The 18,492-nt window shown below is 37.9% G+C and carries 21 protein-coding genes and 2 pseudogenes; 21 read left to right on the top strand and 2 right to left on the bottom strand.

What is annotated here, in order from left to right; all coding sequences use genetic code 11:
* Positions 1-109: 109 nt before the first annotated feature.
* The 6 genes from rsmD to EL079_RS05280 all read left to right on the top strand — a co-directional run bounded on the left by rsmD (position 110) and on the right by EL079_RS05280 (position 4,511).
* Positions 110-658, top strand: a complete 549-nt coding sequence (rsmD, locus tag EL079_RS05305; protein ID WP_025271932.1) for a 16S rRNA (guanine(966)-N(2))-methyltransferase RsmD — start codon at positions 110-112, stop codon at positions 656-658.
* The gene (gene coaD / locus EL079_RS05300; RefSeq protein ID WP_003032432.1) at positions 648-1,145 is read left to right on the top strand and encodes a pantetheine-phosphate adenylyltransferase; all 498 of its coding nucleotides are present in this window, start codon (positions 648-650) and stop codon (positions 1,143-1,145) included. Before rsmD ends, coaD begins: the two co-directional genes overlap by 11 nt.
* A complete protein-coding gene (locus tag EL079_RS05295) occupies positions 1,126-2,181 on the top strand; it encodes a SepM family pheromone-processing serine protease (protein WP_003032358.1) in 1,056 nt (351 codons plus the stop codon). The genes coaD and EL079_RS05295 overlap by 20 nt, the downstream gene beginning before the upstream one ends.
* A 139-nt stretch (positions 2,182-2,320) precedes the next feature.
* A complete protein-coding gene (locus EL079_RS05290; RefSeq protein ID WP_026248195.1) occupies positions 2,321-2,884 on the top strand; it encodes a YutD family protein in 564 nt (187 codons plus the stop codon).
* A 33-nt stretch (positions 2,885-2,917) separates the two neighbouring features.
* Entirely contained in the window at positions 2,918-4,000 is a 1,083-nt protein-coding gene (gene rlmN / locus EL079_RS05285; RefSeq protein ID WP_018543645.1) for a 23S rRNA (adenine(2503)-C(2))-methyltransferase RlmN, read from the top strand.
* A complete protein-coding gene (locus EL079_RS05280; protein ID WP_003032357.1) occupies positions 3,993-4,511 on the top strand; it encodes a VanZ family protein in 519 nt (172 codons plus the stop codon). Before rlmN ends, EL079_RS05280 begins: the two co-directional genes overlap by 8 nt.
* On the opposite strand, the gene EL079_RS05275 is transcribed toward EL079_RS05280, so the two are convergent.
* On the bottom strand, positions 4,506-5,180 hold the full coding sequence (locus tag EL079_RS05275; protein WP_018543646.1) for a prepilin peptidase: 675 nt from the start codon (positions 5,178-5,180) through the stop codon (positions 4,506-4,508). The two genes, EL079_RS05280 and EL079_RS05275, sit on opposite strands and share 6 nt — an antisense overlap.
* A 153-nt stretch (positions 5,181-5,333) precedes the next feature.
* Between EL079_RS05275 and EL079_RS05270 the strand changes: the two genes are divergently transcribed.
* The 3 genes from EL079_RS05270 to EL079_RS05260 all read left to right on the top strand — a co-directional run bounded on the left by EL079_RS05270 (position 5,334) and on the right by EL079_RS05260 (position 6,733).
* Positions 5,334-5,861 (top strand): Dps family protein, encoded by a 528-nt coding sequence (locus EL079_RS05270; RefSeq protein ID WP_003032411.1) that lies wholly within the window; start codon positions 5,334-5,336, stop codon positions 5,859-5,861.
* A gap of 273 nt (positions 5,862-6,134) precedes the next feature.
* Positions 6,135-6,359 carry a YqgQ family protein gene (locus EL079_RS05265; protein ID WP_003025724.1) on the top strand — a complete coding sequence of 75 codons (225 nt, stop codon included), beginning with the start codon at positions 6,135-6,137 and terminating at the stop codon, positions 6,357-6,359.
* Positions 6,353-6,733, top strand: a complete 381-nt coding sequence (locus EL079_RS05260) for a rhodanese-like domain-containing protein (RefSeq protein WP_018543647.1) — start codon at positions 6,353-6,355, stop codon at positions 6,731-6,733. The genes EL079_RS05265 and EL079_RS05260 overlap by 7 nt, the downstream gene beginning before the upstream one ends.
* 20 nt (positions 6,734-6,753) lie before the next feature.
* On the opposite strand, the gene EL079_RS05255 is transcribed toward EL079_RS05260, so the two are convergent.
* On the bottom strand, positions 6,754-7,479 hold the full coding sequence (locus EL079_RS05255; protein WP_003032391.1) for a 16S rRNA pseudouridine(516) synthase: 726 nt from the start codon (positions 7,477-7,479) through the stop codon (positions 6,754-6,756).
* A gap of 177 nt (positions 7,480-7,656) precedes the next feature.
* Here EL079_RS05255 and typA point away from each other — a divergent pair, with 177 nt between their 5' ends.
* The 12 genes and pseudogenes from typA to EL079_RS05200 all read left to right on the top strand — a co-directional run bounded on the left by typA (position 7,657) and on the right by EL079_RS05200 (position 18,490).
* The gene (gene typA / locus EL079_RS05250) at positions 7,657-9,498 is read left to right on the top strand and encodes a translational GTPase TypA (RefSeq protein ID WP_003032385.1); all 1,842 of its coding nucleotides are present in this window, start codon (positions 7,657-7,659) and stop codon (positions 9,496-9,498) included.
* Between the two features lie 64 nt (positions 9,499-9,562).
* Positions 9,563-9,847, top strand: coding sequence for a DUF3165 family protein (locus tag EL079_RS05245; protein WP_003025714.1), 285 nt, complete (start codon positions 9,563-9,565; stop codon positions 9,845-9,847).
* A gap of 73 nt (positions 9,848-9,920) precedes the next feature.
* The gene (gene murD, locus EL079_RS05240; RefSeq protein WP_003032417.1) at positions 9,921-11,273 is read left to right on the top strand and encodes a UDP-N-acetylmuramoyl-L-alanine--D-glutamate ligase; all 1,353 of its coding nucleotides are present in this window, start codon (positions 9,921-9,923) and stop codon (positions 11,271-11,273) included.
* A 1-nt stretch (position 11,274) separates the two neighbouring features.
* Entirely contained in the window at positions 11,275-12,345 is a 1,071-nt protein-coding gene (locus tag EL079_RS05235; protein ID WP_003032413.1) for a UDP-N-acetylglucosamine--N-acetylmuramyl-(pentapeptide) pyrophosphoryl-undecaprenol N-acetylglucosamine transferase, read from the top strand.
* A complete protein-coding gene (locus EL079_RS05230) occupies positions 12,342-13,400 on the top strand; it encodes a cell division protein FtsQ/DivIB (RefSeq protein ID WP_018543648.1) in 1,059 nt (352 codons plus the stop codon). Before EL079_RS05235 ends, EL079_RS05230 begins: the two co-directional genes overlap by 4 nt.
* A gap of 122 nt (positions 13,401-13,522) precedes the next feature.
* Positions 13,523-14,908 carry a cell division protein FtsA gene (ftsA, locus tag EL079_RS05225; RefSeq protein WP_003032354.1) on the top strand — a complete coding sequence of 462 codons (1,386 nt, stop codon included), beginning with the start codon at positions 13,523-13,525 and terminating at the stop codon, positions 14,906-14,908.
* An 18-nt stretch (positions 14,909-14,926) separates the two neighbouring features.
* Entirely contained in the window at positions 14,927-16,201 is a 1,275-nt protein-coding gene (gene ftsZ / locus EL079_RS05220; protein ID WP_003032394.1) for a cell division protein FtsZ, read from the top strand.
* A gap of 1 nt (position 16,202) precedes the next feature.
* Positions 16,203-16,874 (top strand): YggS family pyridoxal phosphate-dependent enzyme, encoded by a 672-nt coding sequence (locus tag EL079_RS05215; RefSeq protein ID WP_003032376.1) that lies wholly within the window; start codon positions 16,203-16,205, stop codon positions 16,872-16,874.
* Positions 16,875-16,883: 9 nt separating this feature from the next.
* A pseudogene (locus tag EL079_RS09995) lies at positions 16,884-16,974 on the top strand (cell division protein SepF); the annotation flags it as partial.
* 86 nt (positions 16,975-17,060) lie between these two features.
* Positions 17,061-17,426: pseudogene (locus EL079_RS05210) on the top strand (cell division protein SepF); the annotation flags it as partial.
* Positions 17,427-17,430: 4 nt separating this feature from the next.
* Entirely contained in the window at positions 17,431-17,694 is a 264-nt protein-coding gene (locus EL079_RS05205; protein ID WP_003028359.1) for a YggT family protein, read from the top strand.
* Positions 17,695-17,698: 4 nt separating this feature from the next.
* Positions 17,699-18,490: a YlmH family RNA-binding protein gene (locus EL079_RS05200; RefSeq protein WP_003032405.1), complete on the top strand. Its 792-nt coding sequence runs from the start codon at positions 17,699-17,701 to the stop codon at positions 18,488-18,490.
* The last annotated feature ends 2 nt before the right edge of the window (positions 18,491-18,492 follow it).

Below are 18,492 nucleotides of genomic sequence, written 5' to 3'. Positions count from 1 at the left end.
TTAAAAATCATCATGTTTGAACTGCATTTCAAAAGTTAGATAGAAAAAACAATTGACTTACAGCTATCATAGAAGAAAAACTGATACATTCTTTAGAGATTTTGTTATAATATTCTTTATGAGAGTTGTTGCAGGGAAATATGGGGGGCGTCCTCTTAAAACATTGGAAGGCAAAACAACCAGACCGACGACAGACAAGGTTAAGGGAGCTATCTTTAATATGATTGGTCCTTATTTTGATGGAGGACAGGTTCTGGACTTGTATGCTGGAAGCGGCAGTTTAGCGATTGAAGCTATTTCGCGAGGCATGGTTTCGGCTGTTTTGGTTGAAAAAGACCGCAGGGCGCAAGCGATTATCAGCCAAAATATCAGTATGACTAAGGAAAAAGAACGATTTGAACTTCTGAAAATGGAGTCCAATCGAGCACTTGAATTGGTCACAGGACAGTTTGACTTGGTTTTGTTAGATCCACCCTATGCAAAAGAACAGATTGTTTCAGATATTATAAAAATGATTGAACGAGAGCTTCTGAGCGATGATGTACTGGTTGTTTGTGAGACAGACAAGTCGGTGGATTTACCAGAAGAAATCGCAGGACTAGGTATCTGGAAGCAAAAAATATATGGAATTTCAAAGGTGACGGTTTATGTCAGATAAAATTGGATTATTTGCGGGCTCTTTTGACCCGATTACAAAGGGGCATATTGACTTGATTAAGCGAGCTAGTAAGCTCTTTGATTGCCTTTATGTTGGTATCTTTTATAATCTTGAGAAAAAGAGTTTTTTTAGTATTGAAGCAAAAGAAAAAATGATAGCAGCTGCTCTAGCTCATTTGGAGAATGTAAAAATTGTTACTTCTCATGATGAATTGGCAGTAGAAGTGGCAAGAAAGCTAGGAGTGACAACTTTTGTACGGGGACTACGTAATAGTCAAGATTTGGATTATGAGGGGAATCTCAACTTTTTCAATCATGAATTAGCACCTGAGATAGAAACCATTTTTTTGATAAGCAAACCAGCTTATCAGCATCTCAGCTCATCAAGAATTCGTGAATTGATTTCCTTTGAGCAGGATATTTCAAAGTATGTGCCCGAAAGTGTCATAAAGGAGTTAAAGAAACAATATGGAAAAACCAAGAAATAAATTTAAAAAATGGCCGATAATTGCAGTAGTAGGGTTGATTTTGCTTTTCTTATCTTTTGTAGTTCCCTTGCCTTATTATATTGAGGTGCCAGGTGGTGCAGCGGATGTCCGTCAGGTATTGCGCGTGGACAACAAAGAAGATAAGGAAAAAGGTTCTTATAATTTTGTAACGGTTGGAATTCAGCATGCGACCTTTGCTCATTTGGTTTATGCTTGGCTGACTCCTTTTACGGATATTTATTCGGCGAAAGATTTGACTGGTGGAACTTCTGATAAAGAATACATGCGGATCAATCAGTTTTATATGGAAACGTCGCAAAACCTAGCTAAATACCAAGGGTTGAAAAAAGCTGGCAAAGACATTACTCTGAAATATCTAGGGGTTTACGTCTTGCAAGTCACAAAGAATTCTACTTTTAAAGGTATTTTAAATATTGCAGGTACCGTGACAGGCGTGAATGATAAGACTTTCAACAGTTCAAAAGATTTGATTGATTATGTAGGCTCACAGAAAATTGGCAGCAAGGTCAAGGTGAACTATGTAGAAGACGGTCAGAAAAAATCTGCTATAGGTAAAATTATCAAACTTGAAAATGGAAAAAATGGGATTGGTATTAGCTTAATTGACCGAACAGAAGTCACAAGTAATATACCAATTGAATTTTCAACAGCAGGGATTGGTGGACCAAGTGCGGGCTTGATGTTTAGCTTGGCTATTTATACACAGATTGCAGACCCGACATTGAGAGATGGCAGAAATATTGCTGGGACAGGATCGATTGACCGTGAAGGAAAAGTTGGTGATATTGGTGGGATTGATAAAAAAGTTGTTTCAGCAGCTAAAAATGGCGCAGAAATTTTCTTTGCGCCAAATAATCCAGTCACCAAGGAAGTGAAAAAATCCAATCCTAAAGCGAAAACAAATTATGAGACAGCTTTGGCAGCTGCTAAAAAAATTAAAACTAAAATGAAAATTGTACCTGTCAAGACCTTGCAAGACGCAATTGATTACCTCAAAAGCACGAAAAAGTCGTAAGAATAATGAAAATGAAAGAGCAAGTCAGTACTAGAAATCTGACTTGCTCTTTTCTTCTTTCTCTATTTCAACTATCAAAAACACTTCTTTTTATGGTAAAATAAGTTTAATACAAGAAATAAGGTGATAAAGGATGACTATGCGAAAAGAAATTGCACCTGAATTATACAATTACAATAAATTTCCTGGACCGGAGTTTCGGCAAATAGGAACCAAAATCTTGACTGAGACAATTGAATTTGACTTGGTAGAGAATTTCAAGGAAGGTTTTGATATAACGGCTTTTAATCAGCGCTTTTCAGAAATTTTAACAAAATTTGATTATATTGTTGGCGACTGGGGAAATGAGCAGTTGCGTTTGCGTGGATTTTATAAAGATGACAGGGCAAATGAAAGTGAAGAAAAAATCAGCCGTTTAGAAGAATATTTACTAGAATACTGCAATTATGGCTGTGCTTATTTTGTCTTGGAAAATTTACAGCCGCGTCGCGCATCGTTTGATAAAAAATCACATCACAAGAAAGAAAGTGAGAACAAGCCACGTCGTTCTAAACAAGCTCGCTCCTATAAAGAAGAGCAACCCAAGCGAGAAAATCGCCAGCGCAGTAAGCGACAAAATCAAAAGCAAAGAGCAAGAAAGCAAAATTCAACGAAGCAACAACAAACAAGCAGCCAGCGTCATTTTGTTATTCGTCAAAAATAGCGGAAACCGAGAATGGGAACAGAGAGGAAGAAAATGAAACCATCAATTTATAGTTTGACCCGTCAGGATTTGATAGATTGGACAGAAAGTAAAGGAGAAAAGAAATTTCGAGCTACTCAGATTTGGGAGTGGCTTTATCGCAAACGGGTTCAGTCTTTTGCAGAAATGACAAACATTTCAAAGGATTTGTTGGCAAAATTAGAAGATGAATTTGTCGTGAATCCACTGAAGCAACGAATTGTGCAGGAATCGGCTGATGGAACAGTCAAATATCTCTTTGAATTGCCAGACGGTATGTTGATTGAAACAGTTCTCATGCGTCAGCACTATGGTCTGTCGGTCTGTGTAACCACTCAGGTTGGCTGCAATATTGGCTGTACTTTTTGTGCCAGCGGGCTGATTAAAAAGCAGCGTGACTTGAATAATGGGGAAATTATGTCTCAGATTATGCTGGTGCAAAAATATTTTGATGAGCGTGGACAAGGTGAGCGCGTCAGCCATATTGTTGTTATGGGGATTGGCGAGCCTTTTGATAACTATGACAATGTGCTCAAGTTTGTGCGAACTGTCAATGATGACAAAGGGCTGGCTATCGGGGCTCGTCACATTACGGTTTCCACTTCCGGTTTAGCGCATAAAATTCGTGAGTTTGCAAATGAAGGAGTGCAGGTTAATTTAGCTGTTTCTCTTCATGCACCCAATAATGAATTGCGCTCCAGCATTATGAAAATCAATCGTGCCTTTCCAATTGAGAAGTTATTCGCGGCAATTGAATATTATATTGAAACGACCAACCGCCGAGTGACCTTTGAATATATTATGTTAAATGAAGTCAATGACGGAGTAGAGCAGGCATTGGAATTAACTGAATTGCTAAAAAACATCAAAAAGCTATCGTATGTCAATTTGATTCCTTACAATCCAGTTAGCGAACATGATCAATATAGTCGCAGTCCCAAAGAACGTGTAATGGCTTTCTACGATACTCTGAAAAAGAATGGCATTAACTGTGTTGTTCGTCAAGAGCATGGAACGGATATTGATGCAGCTTGCGGTCAATTGCGCTCAAACACCATGAAGCAGGACAAGGAGAAAGCTCTTACCAAGCATGCTTAAATTGAACAATCTATTGAAAACAGATGGTGAATTAACCGTTAAGGGACGTACTTTTCTTACTTGGGGAAGCATTTTCCACATTTTATTATTATGTCTAATGTGTTTTCTCCCTCAAGTGCCAGAAAAGGGAATGGAGACGCCGGGGATTCAGCAGTTTGGTCGTATTGTAGTGCTTCTCATTCCTTTTAATTCTTTTATCAATCTTGGGCAAATTACTTCTTTCTTTCAATTAATTAAGGTTTTTGTACAAAATATAATGAATATTTTTCTGCTTAGCCCACTGATTTTTCAACTTCTCTGGCTTTTTCCTAAGATGAGGAGTGCTAAGCGTGTGCTATTTGCCAGTTTTTCAATGAGCTTGTTTATCGAATGCACCCAGATTTTACTAGATATTTTAATTGATGCCAATCGTGTTTTTGAAATAGATGACTTATGGACAAATACATTAGGCGGATATCTAGCTTTTCTATTTTATAAATTTTTGGTAAAGCAACTCTCAAATAAATCATAAGGCATTTTGGTGAAGAACGATAAATTGTATCATTATCAGGATGCTGCTACCACAGAAAAGACAGGGAACAAAGGCTAACCTGTCTTTTTTTGATTTTAAACCAAAAAGGAGCAGACCAATGATACTAGCAATTTGAATAATGAGAAGAACTTCAGTCAGATGAAAAATAGTTGAGCAAGATGCCAGAAAAAGAAAGTCTCCTGCACCGATACGTAAATCAACGAAGTGAGCCAAAATCCCAAGTGCTAAAAAAGCAACCATTAAAAGATTGAAGCTTGTCAAAAAAAGGAGAAAAATATGAAAGATTAACCAGATGAGGAGAGGATATTCTTGTTCTCTTTGATCATAAAGGGATAAGGTCATTCCCATTGCAAGCAAAACGAGCCGGTTGATGTTTAGATAACCTAAAGATGTTGCAAGAAAGAGACAGCCACCAGTTAGTTCTAGAAGGATGTAACGGATGGGAATTTTTGAGTTGCAAAACCGACAACGCAGTCGATTGATAAGCTGAGAAAGGACAGGGACTAAATCACGAGGTGCTAATTTCTGTCCACAAGCATTACAATGACTGGAAGGAACGAGAATAGACTGTTCAGGGAAACGATCAACGACCAGCCCTAAAAAGGAAGCTACAATGCTTCCAACCAAGAAAAAATAAAAATGAATCATACTTTTTTATTCGCAAATAATTCTAAAAAATTGCAACTTTTCTAATAAAAGAAATTTCAGAGTTCAATCATTTGACTTTCTTATTTAGAAACATTATAATTAAATCATAATCAAAAAGATTAGAATCATTCTAAATAAAAGCGAGGTAGGATAATGGTTAATCTAAAAAATGAAGCAGCAAAAGATGTTGCAACTTTCTCAAGTGTTGAGTCTTTCAGTAAGTCTCTTCCCAAAACAAAAGCAGTTTTAAACCAAGTGGTAGCGGATTTATACACTGCTCACATTGCTCTTCACCAAGTACATTGGTACATGCGTGGAGCTGGTTTTATGGTTTGGCATCCTAAGATGGACGAGTACATGGAAACCTTGGATACGACTTTGGATGAAGTAAGTGAACGTTTGATTACTTTAGGTGGAACGCCGTATTCAACTTTGAGTGAATTTATCCAACACAGCAATATTGAAGAAAAAGAAGGAAAATTCAGTAAGAATGTTGCAGAAAGTTTGGAACGTGTCATCGAAATCTTCCGTTACTTGGTAGGCCTCTACCAAGAAGCTCTGGATGTAACAGATGAAGAAGGGGATGATGTGACCAACGATATTTTTGTCGGTGCAAAAGCAGAACTTGAAAAGAATATCTGGATGTTAACAGCAGAAATCGGTCAAACTCCGGGTTTGTAAGTAAATTTTTGAGAGTAGAAAATAAATTTTTAAAATCTTTTAGAATTTAAGATAAGTTTAAGGAGGTGGCGTTATACTAACATCATCAGATGAAGACCTCCTAACTTTATTTGATAAAAATCCTAAACTTTTCTTTTTCATAATAATCTCCCTATAAGAGTCGCCCAATCGGCGGCTTTTTTGTTGTTTTTGAGCACTTGAAGAATGTTTTACTTACAAAATGAGTTCTTTTCAACCTTGAAATACTCCTAAAATTCTGGTAAAATAAGCCTCATGAAAACACTTTATGATGTGCAGCAATACCTCAAAAGTTTTGGCATTATTATCTATATGGGTAAGCGCTTGTATGATATTGAAATGATGAAAATTGAGTTAGAGAGGATTTATGATGCGGGCTTGATAGAAAGAATGGACTATCTAGAAGCTGAGCGGGTCTTGCGAAAGGAACATCAGTTGGAGTTACAATATTTGAAGAAGAATGAGGAGAAAACATGTTAAACTGGATTTTATTGGCAATTATTGTTGGAACGTTAGGCTGGATGGGCTTTAACTATATTCGTGTTCGTCGTGCGGCTAAGGTAGTAGACAATGCAGAATTTAGTGATATGATTCGTCAAGGTCAGTTAATTGATTTACGAGATCCAGCCGATTTTCGTCGTAAACATATTTTAGGGGCACGAAATATTCCGTCACAGCAATTAAAAACAAGCTTAGGAGCGATTCGTAAGGACAAGACTGTTTTACTATATGAAAATAGTCGTGGACAACGTGTGATGAATGCAGCTATTCTATTAAAAAAACAAGGTTATCAAAATATTTACATCCTCTCTACAGGACTAGATGGATGGAAAGGAAAAATCAAAAGTGAGTAATCCAAGCGGGTTGCTCACTTTTAATAGCTTTTTTCTAGATAGTGCCTCACTATTTCGAGTTCTGCTTGGTTCAATACTCGGTATTCTCCTGTGGCTAAGTTTGGGTTTAATTCAAAATCTCCGAAATGCGTTCGTTTAAGAGAAGTAACTTTGACACCAACAGTTAAAAACATCTTTTTGATTTGGTGAAATTTTCCTTCAGAAATAGTGACAGTAGCACTGCTTTTGTTTGAGCTAGAAGAATGAATTGTAAGAGTAGCTGGTTTACAACTTGTTCCGTCAAGAAAAACGATGCCCTTTTGAAAGGATTGCACTGCTTGGTCGTCTAGGGGACCATTAACTTCAACCTTGTATGTTTTTGTGACATGATATTGAGGATGAAGCAATTGAAAACCGAGCGGACCATTGTCAGTGATTAACAGCAATCCGCAGGTATCTCGATCGAGTCGCCCGACAGAATATAACTTATCATTGAAATCTTCAGGTCTAATGAGATCTAGAACCGTTTGGGATTTGGCATCGGAGTTAGCTGTCACGACACCAAGGGGTTTATTCATCATAAAATACTGATGAGGCTTGCCCAGAACAGGTTGTTCCTCTATCATAATCGTCTGTAAGCCTGTATCAACATTTTGACTAAGTTTTCGAGCAGGACAGTCATCTACCAAGATTTTCTTTTTTAGGAGAGCTTGCTTCATCTTTTTACGACTAATGTGAGCTTGAGCTAGTAGAACATCTAAACGCATACAGTTTCCTTTGTTTTTTTCTTATCATATCATAATTTTGCAATAAAGAATGTAAATAAATTTGTCGGGCATTGATTTTCTAATGAAAACATTTACACCCGGTTTAACCGTGTTTTTTACTGTAATCTGTGGTATAATTGTTCAGTTAGAAATAAAACTTAAGATTTAGAGGATAAAATGACAAAATTAAGAGAAGATATTCGCAATATCGCTATTATCGCTCACGTTGACCACGGGAAAACAACGCTGGTGGACGAATTATTGAAGCAATCACATACATTGGACGAACGCAAAGAGTTGCAAGAACGCGCAATGGACTCTAACGATCTTGAAAAAGAACGCGGAATTACCATTCTTGCTAAGAATACAGCTGTTGCTTACAACGGTGTTCGTATCAATATCATGGACACTCCAGGACACGCGGACTTCGGTGGAGAAGTTGAGCGGATTATGAAAATGGTGGACGGGGTTGTTTTGGTTGTTGATGCTTATGAAGGAACCATGCCACAAACTCGTTTTGTATTAAAAAAAGCTCTTGAGCAAGATTTAGTGCCGATTGTTGTGGTCAATAAAATTGACAAACCATCTGCACGCCCTGCAGAAGTGGTGGATGAAGTCTTGGAACTTTTCATTGAGCTGGGTGCAGATGATGACCAATTGGATTTTCCAGTTGTGTATGCTTCTGCTATCAACGGAACGTCTTCTATGTCAGACGATCCTGCTGACCAAGAGCACACTATGGCACCGCTTTTTGATACTATTATTGATCATATTCCAGCACCAGTGGATAATTCAGACGAGCCACTTCAATTCCAAGTTTCTCTTTTGGACTACAATGACTTTGTAGGTCGTATTGGGATTGGCCGTGTTTTCCGCGGGACTGTAAAAGTTGGAGACCAAGTGACACTTTCTAAACTAGACGGCACAACGAAAAACTTCCGTGTCACCAAGCTATTTGGTTTCTTTGGACTAGAACGTCGTGAAATCGACGAAGCCAAAGCAGGTGATTTGATTGCCGTGTCTGGTATGGAAGATATCTTTGTTGGCGAAACGATTACTCCGACAGATGCAGTAGAACCATTGCCAATTCTTCACATTGACGAACCAACGCTGCAAATGACTTTCTTGGTGAACAATTCACCATTTGCTGGTCGTGAAGGGAAATGGGTAACATCTCGTAAGGTTGAGGAACGCCTGCAAGCGGAATTGCAAACGGACGTCTCACTTCGTGTGGATCCGACTGATTCACCAGATAAATGGATTGTGTCAGGTCGTGGAGAATTGCACTTATCAATCTTAATTGAAACCATGCGCCGTGAAGGCTATGAGTTACAAGTATCGCGCCCAGAAGTTATCGTCAAAGAAGTGGACGGTGTGCAATGTGAGCCATTTGAGCGTGTGCAAATTGACACCCCAGAAGAATACCAAGGTTCGGTTATTCAAAGTCTTTCTGAGCGCAAGGGTGAAATGTTAGACATGGTGGCTACCGGAAACGGACAAACACGTTTGATTTTCCTTGTGCCTGCGCGTGGCTTGATTGGATACTCAACTGAATTCCTTTCTATGACGCGTGGTTACGGGATTATGAACCATACCTTTGACCAATATCTACCATTGATTCCAGGTGAGATTGGTGGACGCCGTCGTGGAGCTCTCGTGTCAATTGATACAGGAAAAGCAACGACTTATTCAATCATGTCTATTGAGGAACGTGGAACCATTTTTGTCAATCCAGGTACAGAAGTCTATGAAGGAATGATTATTGGTGAAAATTCACGCGAAAATGACTTGACGGTCAATATTACAAAAGCAAAACAAATGACCAATGTTCGGTCTGCCACGAAAGACCAAACAGCAGTTATTAAAACACCTCGTATCTTGACATTGGAAGAATCTCTTGAATTCTTGAATGATGATGAGTATATGGAAGTCACACCAGAATCAATCCGTTTGCGGAAACAAATTCTTGATAAAAATCAACGTGCCAAAGCTGCTAAAAAGAAAAAATCAGCTGAATAATGAAAGAATGATTTGCTTTGCTGCCATTATATGAAAGAAGCGGATGGGCTAGAAAGGAGCAGAAATGTTTTATTTAATCTTTGGGATTCTCATTCTATTATTTTACATTTTTGCTGCTCCACAGAGCATTAAAGGGACTTTAAATGTAGTAGTTTTAGTGATTGCTCTAGTCGCTTTTATCATTTTATTAGGATTGGCAGTATTTCAGATTTTTCAATTACCGTCTGAATTTTTCGTAGGAATTGCAATGATTGGCGTAGCATATTTTTCTCTACGTGATATTTCAAAATTGTCACAAAAAAATAGAAAAGTATCGTTTCGCTCAAAACTTCGTAACAGACAAGAATAAAAAGCCGTAAAGGCTTTTTTATTTTCTGAAAAAAAGGTAAAATAGATACAGAAGAATTAAAAAGAGGCATGTTATGAAGCACATTACAAATTTTGCAAATAAGAAAGTTTTAGTTTTAGGCTTGGCCAAGTCTGGTGAATCCGCTGCTCGTTTACTAGATAAGTTGGGAGCGATTGTCACAGTGAATGACGGAAAGCCATTTGAGGAAAATCCTGCTGCTCAGTCTCTTCTTGAAGAAGGCATCAAAGTAGTAACAGGTGGTCATCCTTTGGAACTCTTGGATGAAGACTTTGAACTAATGGTCAAAAATCCTGGTATTCGTTACGACAACCCTATGGTCAAGAAAGCATTGGAAAAGGAAATCCCAGTCATCACTGAAGTTGAGTTGGCTTATTTGATTTCAGATGCTCCAATTATTGGGATTACGGGTTCTAATGGAAAAACAACAACAACGACGATGATTGCGGAAGTCTTGACTGCAGGTGGTCAAAGTGGTCTACTTTCTGGAAATATTGGTTTTCCAGCCAGTCAAGTTGCAACAACTGCAACCCAAAATGATACTCTAGTTATGGAGTTGTCTTCTTTCCAACTCATGGGTATTGAAACCTTTCACCCAGAGATTGCAGTGATTACCAACTTGATGCCAACTCACATTGATTATCATGGCTCTTTTGAAAATTATGTGGCGGCTAAATGGAACATTCAAAAAAATATGAGCAAATCTGACTTCCTCGTATTGAATTTCAACCAAACATTAGCGAAAGAGCTGGCTGCAAAGACGCAAGCGACCGTTGTACCATTTTCAACGACAGAAAAGGTAGACGGCGCTTACTTAGAGGGAAACATGTTGACCTTCCGTGGAGAGCCTGTTATGGCAGCAGATGAGCTTGGCGTTCCGGGAAGTCATAATGTTGAAAATGCCCTCGCAACTATTGCAGTTGCGAAACTGCGTGGCATTGAAAATCAAGTCATCAAAGAAACTTTGGCAGGTTTTGGCGGTGTTAAACATCGTCTCCAATATGTCGGTGAAATCAACCATGTTAAATTTTATAACGATAGCAAATCCACAAATATTCTTGCAACGCAAAAGGCTTTATCTGGTTTTGACAATAGTAAGGTCATCTTGATTGCTGGTGGACTGGACCGTGGCAATGAATTTGACGAATTGGTGCCAGATATTCAAGGATTGAAGAAAATGGTTATTCTTGGAGAATCTGCAGTACGTGTCAAGAGAGCAGCAGATAAAGCAGGTGTTAGCTATATGGATGCTGCTGATGTGAAAGATGCAACGCAAAAAGCTTTTGCTGAAGCACAAGCAGGTGACATTGTTCTTCTCAGTCCTGCAAATGCTAGCTGGGATATGTATCCGAATTTTGAAGTCCGTGGCGATGAATTTATTGCAACATTTGAAGAATTAAAGGGTTAAGATGAAAAAGATTGTATTTACAGGTGGAGGAACGGTTGGTCATGTGACTCTAAACCTTCTACTCATTCCAAAATTCCTAGAAGCAGGCTGGCAAGTTCACTATATTGGTGATAAGCATGGGATTGAATACCAAGAAATCCAGAAGTCAGGTTTGGATATCACTTTTCATTCTATAGCGACGGGGAAATTACGTCGTTACTTTTCTTGGCAAAATATGTTAGATGTATTCAAAGTGGCTTGGGGCATTTTGCAATCTTTAGGAATTATGTTAAAGGTTCGTCCGCAGGCTCTCTTTTCTAAAGGTGGCTTTGTATCGGTTCCTCCTGTCATTGCAGCTCGCTTAGCTGGGATTCCAGTTTATGTACATGAATCAGACCTCTCTATTGGTCTAGCAAATAAAATTGCTTACAAATGTGCGACAAAAATGTATTCTACTTTTGAACAAGCCCATGCGTTGACAAAAATTGAGCATGTGGGAGCTGTGACAAAAGTAGGAGAAAAAATTACTGCACCAAATGAGCAGATTCAAAGGATTCAGCAACATTTTGATAAAAATCTTCCGACCCTTCTGTTTGTTGGTGGATCAGCGGGAGCAAAGGTCTTTAATGATTTGGTAACGGAAAATAAAATAGAATTAACTCAGCACTACAATGTTATCAATTTATCAGGAGATGCTCATTTAGATGAATTATCCAATCATCTCTATCGGATTGCCTATGTAACAGATCTCTATCAACCGTTGATGAACTTAGCAGATGTCGTTATAACACGTGGCGGATCTAATACTATTTTTGAGTTATTGGCTATGGCAAAACTCCATGTGATTGTTCCTTTGGGACGAGAAGCAAGTCGTGGTGATCAGATTGAAAATGCAGATTATTTTGTAAAAAAAGGCTATGCTAAGAAGTTGGACGAGGGTCAACTAAACTTTGAAAATCTACAAAAAGTGATTGCCGAAATGCTTGAGCGGAAAGAAATGTATGAACGAACCATGAAACAGTCTCAAGAAATAAAATCGTTAGATGAATTTTATAACCTTTTAACAAATGACATAGATAAAGGAAGAAAATGACAAAAAAGAAGCAAGAGGATCAGAAAGGACAAGAGACAGAAAAACTTTCTGAGTGGCAAAAAAGAAACAAGGAATATCTTGAAAAAAAAGCTCAAGAAGAAGCTGAAAAAGAGAAAGAACTGGCAGAGCAAAAAAAGCAGCATTTGCCAAATCCTGAGAAATTAGATGCAGGCGAGGAAGATGAAAAGCCAGAAGTAACATCTGATACTCAAAAAGCAGAATCAGAAGACTTGGAAAAATCCACTAGTACAGAGTTCTCTGAGGAAGAACAAGATAAGCCTCTTGATAAAACAGACTTGAGAAAAAAGAAGAAAGCAGAGCGCAAACAAGCCAAACAAAATGAAAAAGAGACTAGAGAAAAAATTGCTCCTCGTCATGTTTACCGTGCTCTTCCAGTCTTGATTCTCAGTTCTGTTTTGTTGATTTTAGCTGTTTATTTTATTAGTCCTTATTCAAAATTAAAGAATATAGAGGTGACGGGGAATAAACAACTGTCCAAAACAGAGGTTCTGGAGGCTTCTAGTATTCAAAAAGAGGACTACACCTTGACAACCTATTTGAGCCAAAAAGCCCATGCTAAGAATATCAAACAGTCAAATTTATGGGTTGAAAAGGCAGAAATAATGTACCGGTTCCCCATTACATTCAAAATTAAAGTGGCAGAATATAAAGTTGTCGCTTATGATTATTCTGGAGAGCAATATTTTCCAGTATTATCTAGCGGAGAAGAAATTGCTAACCCAGTTACTAAATCACAATTACCTAAAAGTTATATTAGACTTGATTTTTCAGATAAAGCTATGCTTAAGAAATTTGTGCGACAATTAGCAGGTATTTCCGATACGATCAAATCGGAAATTCAAACAGTTCAGCATACACCAAGTAAAGCGACCGAGGATTTGTTGACTCTCATGATGACAGATGGAAATAAAATTATAGTTCCTCTGTCAGAAGTGGCCAAAAAGCTACCTTATTATGAAAAAATTAAACCACAATTAACCGAAGCAAGTATTGTGGATATGGAAGCAGGGATATTTAGCTATCGAATTAGCTAAAATAATGCAGAAAATCTAACCACTTTTTAAATTTTTATGTTATAATATGCTTTGAATAACTATACTTTTTTGATAGTTAAATTGATAAGTGAGAAACTTGGTAAACAGAGAGGAATGGTCTAATGGCTAGAGATGGCTTTTTTACAGGATTAGATATCGGAACAAGCTCCATTAAGGTCTTGGTAGCAGAACACGTAAACAATGAATTAAATGTAATTGGGGTTAGTAACGCCAAAAGTGCTGGTGTCAAAGATGGTATCATTGTAGATATCGAAGCAGCAGCAAGTGCTATAAAGTCTGCAATTTCACAAGCAGAGGAAAAAGCAGGGATTTCAATTAAGTTGGTGAATGTTGGTTTGCCTGCTAACTTGTTACAGATTGAAGCAACACAGGGTATGATTCCTGTGACAAGTGAAACGAAAGAAATTACAGATGCAGATGTTGAAAATGTTGTACGATCTGCTTTGACAAAAAGTATGACTCCAGACCGGGAAGTTATTACCTTTATTCCAGAGGAATTCATCGTAGATGGTTTCCAAGGAATTCGTGATCCTCGCGGAATGATGGGAATTCGTTTAGAAATGCGTGGCCTTCTATATACAGGTCCACGTACTATTCTTCATAATTTGAGAAAAACGGTTGAGCGTGCAGGAGTTCAAGTTGAAAACATTATCATTTCTCCGCTCGCTATGACAAAATCCGTTCTGAATGAAGGAGAGCGTGAGTTTGGTGCAACTGTCATTGATATGGGGGGCGGCCAAACAACTGCAGCTTCTGTTCGCAATCAAGAATTACAATTTACCAATATCTATCAAGAAGGTGGCGAATATGTTACAAAAGACATCTCTAAGGTTTTAAAAACATCTAAGAAGTTGGCAGAAAGCTTGAAGTTTAACTATGGAGAAGCATACGTACCTGCCGCTAGCAATGAGTCTTTCCAAGTGGAAGTAATTGGTGAAGTGGAACCAGTTGAAGTGACAGAGCGTTATTTAGCAGAAATTATTTCAGCGCGTGTTAAACATATCTTTGAACAAATCAAGCAAGATTTAGAGAGAAGGCATTTATTAGAGCTTCCAGGTGGTATTGTTATTATTGGAGGCGGTGCGATTTTGCCGGGCGTGGTTGAATTGGCACAAGAAGTTTTCGGTGTTCCCGTTAAATTATATGTTCCAAATCAAATCGGTATTCGTAATCCAGCGTTTGCCCATGTTATTAGTTTATCAGAGTATGCAGGAAATTTATCTGAAGTGGATGTTCTAGCACAGGCTGCTGTTCATGGTGATGAACTTTTACGGCATCAGCCAGTTGAATTCTCTCGTTCAACACAGCAAAGTCAGTCGTTCAATCCGTTGCAACGCTTTACTCAACCACAACAGCCAACTGCGGCTTTGGTTGATGAGGCAGTAGAAGAAGTTGAACGTCCAGAACCACTTCCAACACAATCTCAACAGCCAAAAGAAAAATTGACAGATCGTGTTCGAAATCTGCTTGGTAATATGTTTGATTAAAGGAGAAGGTAATACATTATGACATTTTCATTTGATACAGCTGCGACACAAGGAGCAGTAATTAAAGTTATTGGTATCGGTGGTGGTGGTGGCAATGCCATTAACCGCATGATTGATGAAGGAGTATCAGGCGTTGAATTTATCGCTGCCAATACAGATGTTCAAGCTCTTAGTGGTTCAAAAGCAGAAACAGTCATTCAGCTTGGTCCAAAGTTGACGCGTGGTCTTGGTGCTGGAGGACAGCCTGAAATCGGTCGTAAAGCGGCTGAAGAAAGCGAAGAAACATTGACAGAAGCTCTTACAGGAGCTGATATGGTCTTTATTACAGCTGGTATGGGCGGTGGCTCTGGTACAGGTGCTGCACCGGTTATTGCTCGTATTGCAAAAGGACTGGGAGCTTTAACAGTTGCAGTTGTCACTCGTCCATTTGGCTTTGAAGGAAGTAAGCGGGGGAACTTTGCAATTGAAGGCATCAATGAACTTCGTGAGCATGTAGATACGCTTCTCATCATTTCAAACAATAATTTGCTTGAAATCGTTGATAAGAAAACCCCTCTGCTTGAGGCTTTGAGCGAGGCAGACAATGTCCTTCGACAAGGTGTGCAAGGAATTACAGACTTGATTACAAGCCCAGGACTTATCAACCTTGACTTTGCTGATGTGAAAACAGTTATGGCAAATAAAGGCGATGCTCTTATGGGAATTGGTATTGGTAGTGGTGAAGAACGTGTTATTGAAGCTGCGCGTAAGGCTATCTATTCACCACTTCTTGAAACAACGATTGATGGAGCTGAAGATGTTATCATAAATGTTACAGGTGGGCTTGATATGACTTTGATTGAAGCAGAAGAAGCATCAGAAATTGTCAATCAGGCAGCTGGTCATGGTGTGAATATCTGGCTAGGAACATCTATTGATGATAGTATGAAAGATGAAATTCGTGTGACAGTTGTTGCAACAGGTGTTCGTCAAGAAAAAATTGATCGAGTAAGTGGTGTTCGCCCAGTTGCTCAACAAAATTCTTATTCAACTGCAGTTCGTGGAAATCGTAATTCTCGAGGAACTCAAGGCTACGATCGTAACTTTGACTTGACTGAAAATCTTGAATTACCAAAGCCAAGCCATCAACGAGCAGAAAGCCCAAAAGTTTCAGCATTTGGTGACTGGGATTTGCGTCGTGAAAATATTGTTCGTTCAACAGAAACGAATACTACACCAGCTGTAGAACGTTATGAAGATACTAGTTCTGATGACGATGAATTAGAAACACCACCATTCTTTAAAAACCGCTAAAATGGATTTAGAAAAGAATATATCTCAAGTTTTGGAGAATGTAGCACAGGCTACACAACAAGTTAATCGCTCAGAAAAATCAGTAGAAGTAATAGCTGTCACCAAATATGTTGACAGCTCTACTGCTAAAAAACTGATTAAAGCAGGGATTCATCATATCGGTGAAAATCGAGTAGATAAGTTTCTAGATAAATATCAGGCTCTACAAGATGAACATGTGATTTGGCACTTAATTGGTACGCTTCAAAGGCGAAAAGTGAAAGATGTCATTAATTATGTTGACTATTTCCATGCCTTAGATTCAGTAAAATTAGCTCAAGAAATCAACAAAAGAGCAGAGCATATCATTAAATGCTTTTTACAAGTCAATATTTCCAAAGAAGCCAGTAAACATGGTTTTACTGTAGAGGAAATTGATACTATTTTACCTGAGCTAGAAAAACTTGAAAAAATTCAGATTGTTGGTTTGATGACAATGGCACCATTTGAAGCGAATGAGGCTGAATTAAATGCTATTTTCCAACAAGCCAATCAATTACAAAAAAGATTACAACGTAAACAGTTACCTAACATGCCTTTTACTGATTTAAGTATGGGAATGAGCCGTGATTATGCAATAGCCATTGCAAATGGTTCGACTTTTGTCAGAATTGGTACCGCATTTTTTAAATAGGAAAATATTATGTCTCTTAAAGATAGATTTGATAAATTCATTGATTACTTTACAGAAGATGGTGAAGACGCAAGCGTTCAAACGCCAGAGTTGCCACCGCGTGTGAGTAATCAATCTACACCTACCAAAGAAAGACTAGTACATACAGCGAGTAGCTCTTCACAATCTTCTACAAAGTCGGGAGCAAATGAGAACATTACTCGTCTGCATGCACGTCAGCAAGAATTGGCACAACATCGGACAATTTCAGATGACAAAGTGACAATCAATGTTCGTTATCCAAGAAAATATGAAGAAACAACTGAAATTGTTGATTTGTTAATTGTTAATGAAAGCATTTTGATTGATTTTCAATATATGACAGAAGTGCAAGCTCGTCGTTGTTTGGATTATTTGGATGGTGCTCGTTATGTGCTTGCAGGAAATATAAAAAAAGTTGCAAGTACAATGTACCTTTTAACACCAATCAATGTTGTTGTAAATGTTGAGGATTTGAAATTACCTGAGGATTTACAAAGTGGCGAATTTGATTTTGATATGAAACGTAGATAAAAACATGGTTTGGATTGTAAATATACTTTATAATTTGGTAAGAGTGTATTCATTTATTTTAGTGGTGTATGCTCTCTTATCTTGGTTTCCGGGTGCCTATCAAACATCACTTGGTCAGTTGATTTTACGGATAGTAGAGCCTGTTTTGAAACCATTTCAACGTTTCAATTTACAATTTGCTGGTCTTGATTGGACGATTCTTATCGTTATCTTTCTTTTGAATTTGGTTTCTGGCATCATTTTGAATGCTCTTTTGCTTTTAGCTTAAATTCATGAAGAATATTAAACATTTATACCAACATTTTACAGAAGAAGATCGTGAATTTGTTGATAAAAGCTTAGAAAAGATGCAGCGAGTTGAGGATTCTTATTCTTTTGAAGTAACTTCGTATGTGAATCCACACCAAGTTGAAATTTTACAGAATCTTGGAAATCATTTGCAATTGCAAATATTTTCAAGTTCGGATTATTATACGAGTGAATTGGCTAAAGTCATTATTGCTCCTCTCTACTATGAGTTGCAAGTAAGTGATTTTGAAATAGATCTGTTAGAAATCAGCTATGCGAATAAATTTCACCATTTAACCCATTCGCAAATAATGGGAACGTTATTGAATCAATTAGGGATTGAACGTAAAGTTTTTGGTGATATTCTTGTAGCTTCAGGTAGAGCACAAATTATGGTAGATAAGAAATTTACTCAATTTTTCATCGATCATATCTCAAGGATAGCAAAGACACCTGTAAAATTAAAGCAAGTAGATTTTTCACAACAAATTATCGCTCAAACTGATTCAAAACTAAGAGATGTGCTTGTCTCTAGTATGCGTTTGGATAAAGTGGTAGCTGCCTCATTTCATTTGTCACGAAGCATTGCCGCTCGGCTGATAGCAACAAAGCAAGTTAAGGTAAACTATTCCATGCTGGATAATCCCAGTCATCATTTGTTATTAAATGACTTAATTAGTGTACGAGGATATGGGAGAGTAAAAGTTTTAAGAGAAAATGGCTTTTCAAAAAATGGGAAGTATAAGTTAACTGTTGAATTATTGTCTAGTAAGTAAGG

The organism is Streptococcus anginosus, assembly GCF_900636475.1.
Lineage (GTDB): Bacteria > Bacillota > Bacilli > Lactobacillales > Streptococcaceae > Streptococcus > Streptococcus anginosus.
The sequence above is the reverse complement of the archived record's forward strand: the minus strand, read 5'-3'. Positions and strand labels throughout refer to the sequence as shown.

Bases quoted from the DNA above. Each gene is read 5' to 3' on its own strand.
- coaD (WP_003032432.1), top strand. From the start codon at position 648: ATGTCAGATAAAATTGGATTATTTGCGGGCTCTTTTGACCCGATTACA.
- EL079_RS05295 (WP_003032358.1), top strand. From the start codon at position 1,126: ATGGAAAAACCAAGAAATAAATTTAAAAAATGGCCGATAATTGCAGTA.
- EL079_RS05290 (WP_026248195.1), top strand. From the start codon at position 2,321: ATGCGAAAAGAAATTGCACCTGAATTATACAATTACAATAAATTTCCT.
- rlmN (WP_018543645.1), top strand. From the start codon at position 2,918: ATGAAACCATCAATTTATAGTTTGACCCGTCAGGATTTGATAGATTGG.
- EL079_RS05280 (WP_003032357.1), top strand. From the start codon at position 3,993: ATGCTTAAATTGAACAATCTATTGAAAACAGATGGTGAATTAACCGTT.
- EL079_RS05275 (WP_018543646.1), bottom strand. From the start codon at position 5,180: ATGATTCATTTTTATTTTTTCTTGGTTGGAAGCATTGTAGCTTCCTTT.
- EL079_RS05270 (WP_003032411.1), top strand. From the start codon at position 5,334: ATGGTTAATCTAAAAAATGAAGCAGCAAAAGATGTTGCAACTTTCTCA.
- EL079_RS05265 (WP_003025724.1), top strand. From the start codon at position 6,135: ATGAAAACACTTTATGATGTGCAGCAATACCTCAAAAGTTTTGGCATT.
- EL079_RS05260 (WP_018543647.1), top strand. From the start codon at position 6,353: ATGTTAAACTGGATTTTATTGGCAATTATTGTTGGAACGTTAGGCTGG.
- EL079_RS05255 (WP_003032391.1), bottom strand. From the start codon at position 7,479: ATGCGTTTAGATGTTCTACTAGCTCAAGCTCACATTAGTCGTAAAAAG.
- typA (WP_003032385.1), top strand. From the start codon at position 7,657: ATGACAAAATTAAGAGAAGATATTCGCAATATCGCTATTATCGCTCAC.
- EL079_RS05245 (WP_003025714.1), top strand. From the start codon at position 9,563: ATGTTTTATTTAATCTTTGGGATTCTCATTCTATTATTTTACATTTTT.
- murD (WP_003032417.1), top strand. From the start codon at position 9,921: ATGAAGCACATTACAAATTTTGCAAATAAGAAAGTTTTAGTTTTAGGC.
- EL079_RS05235 (WP_003032413.1), top strand. From the start codon at position 11,275: ATGAAAAAGATTGTATTTACAGGTGGAGGAACGGTTGGTCATGTGACT.
- EL079_RS05230 (WP_018543648.1), top strand. From the start codon at position 12,342: ATGACAAAAAAGAAGCAAGAGGATCAGAAAGGACAAGAGACAGAAAAA.
- ftsA (WP_003032354.1), top strand. From the start codon at position 13,523: ATGGCTAGAGATGGCTTTTTTACAGGATTAGATATCGGAACAAGCTCC.
- ftsZ (WP_003032394.1), top strand. From the start codon at position 14,927: ATGACATTTTCATTTGATACAGCTGCGACACAAGGAGCAGTAATTAAA.
- EL079_RS05215 (WP_003032376.1), top strand. From the start codon at position 16,203: ATGGATTTAGAAAAGAATATATCTCAAGTTTTGGAGAATGTAGCACAG.
- EL079_RS05205 (WP_003028359.1), top strand. From the start codon at position 17,431: ATGGTTTGGATTGTAAATATACTTTATAATTTGGTAAGAGTGTATTCA.
- EL079_RS05200 (WP_003032405.1), top strand. From the start codon at position 17,699: ATGAAGAATATTAAACATTTATACCAACATTTTACAGAAGAAGATCGT.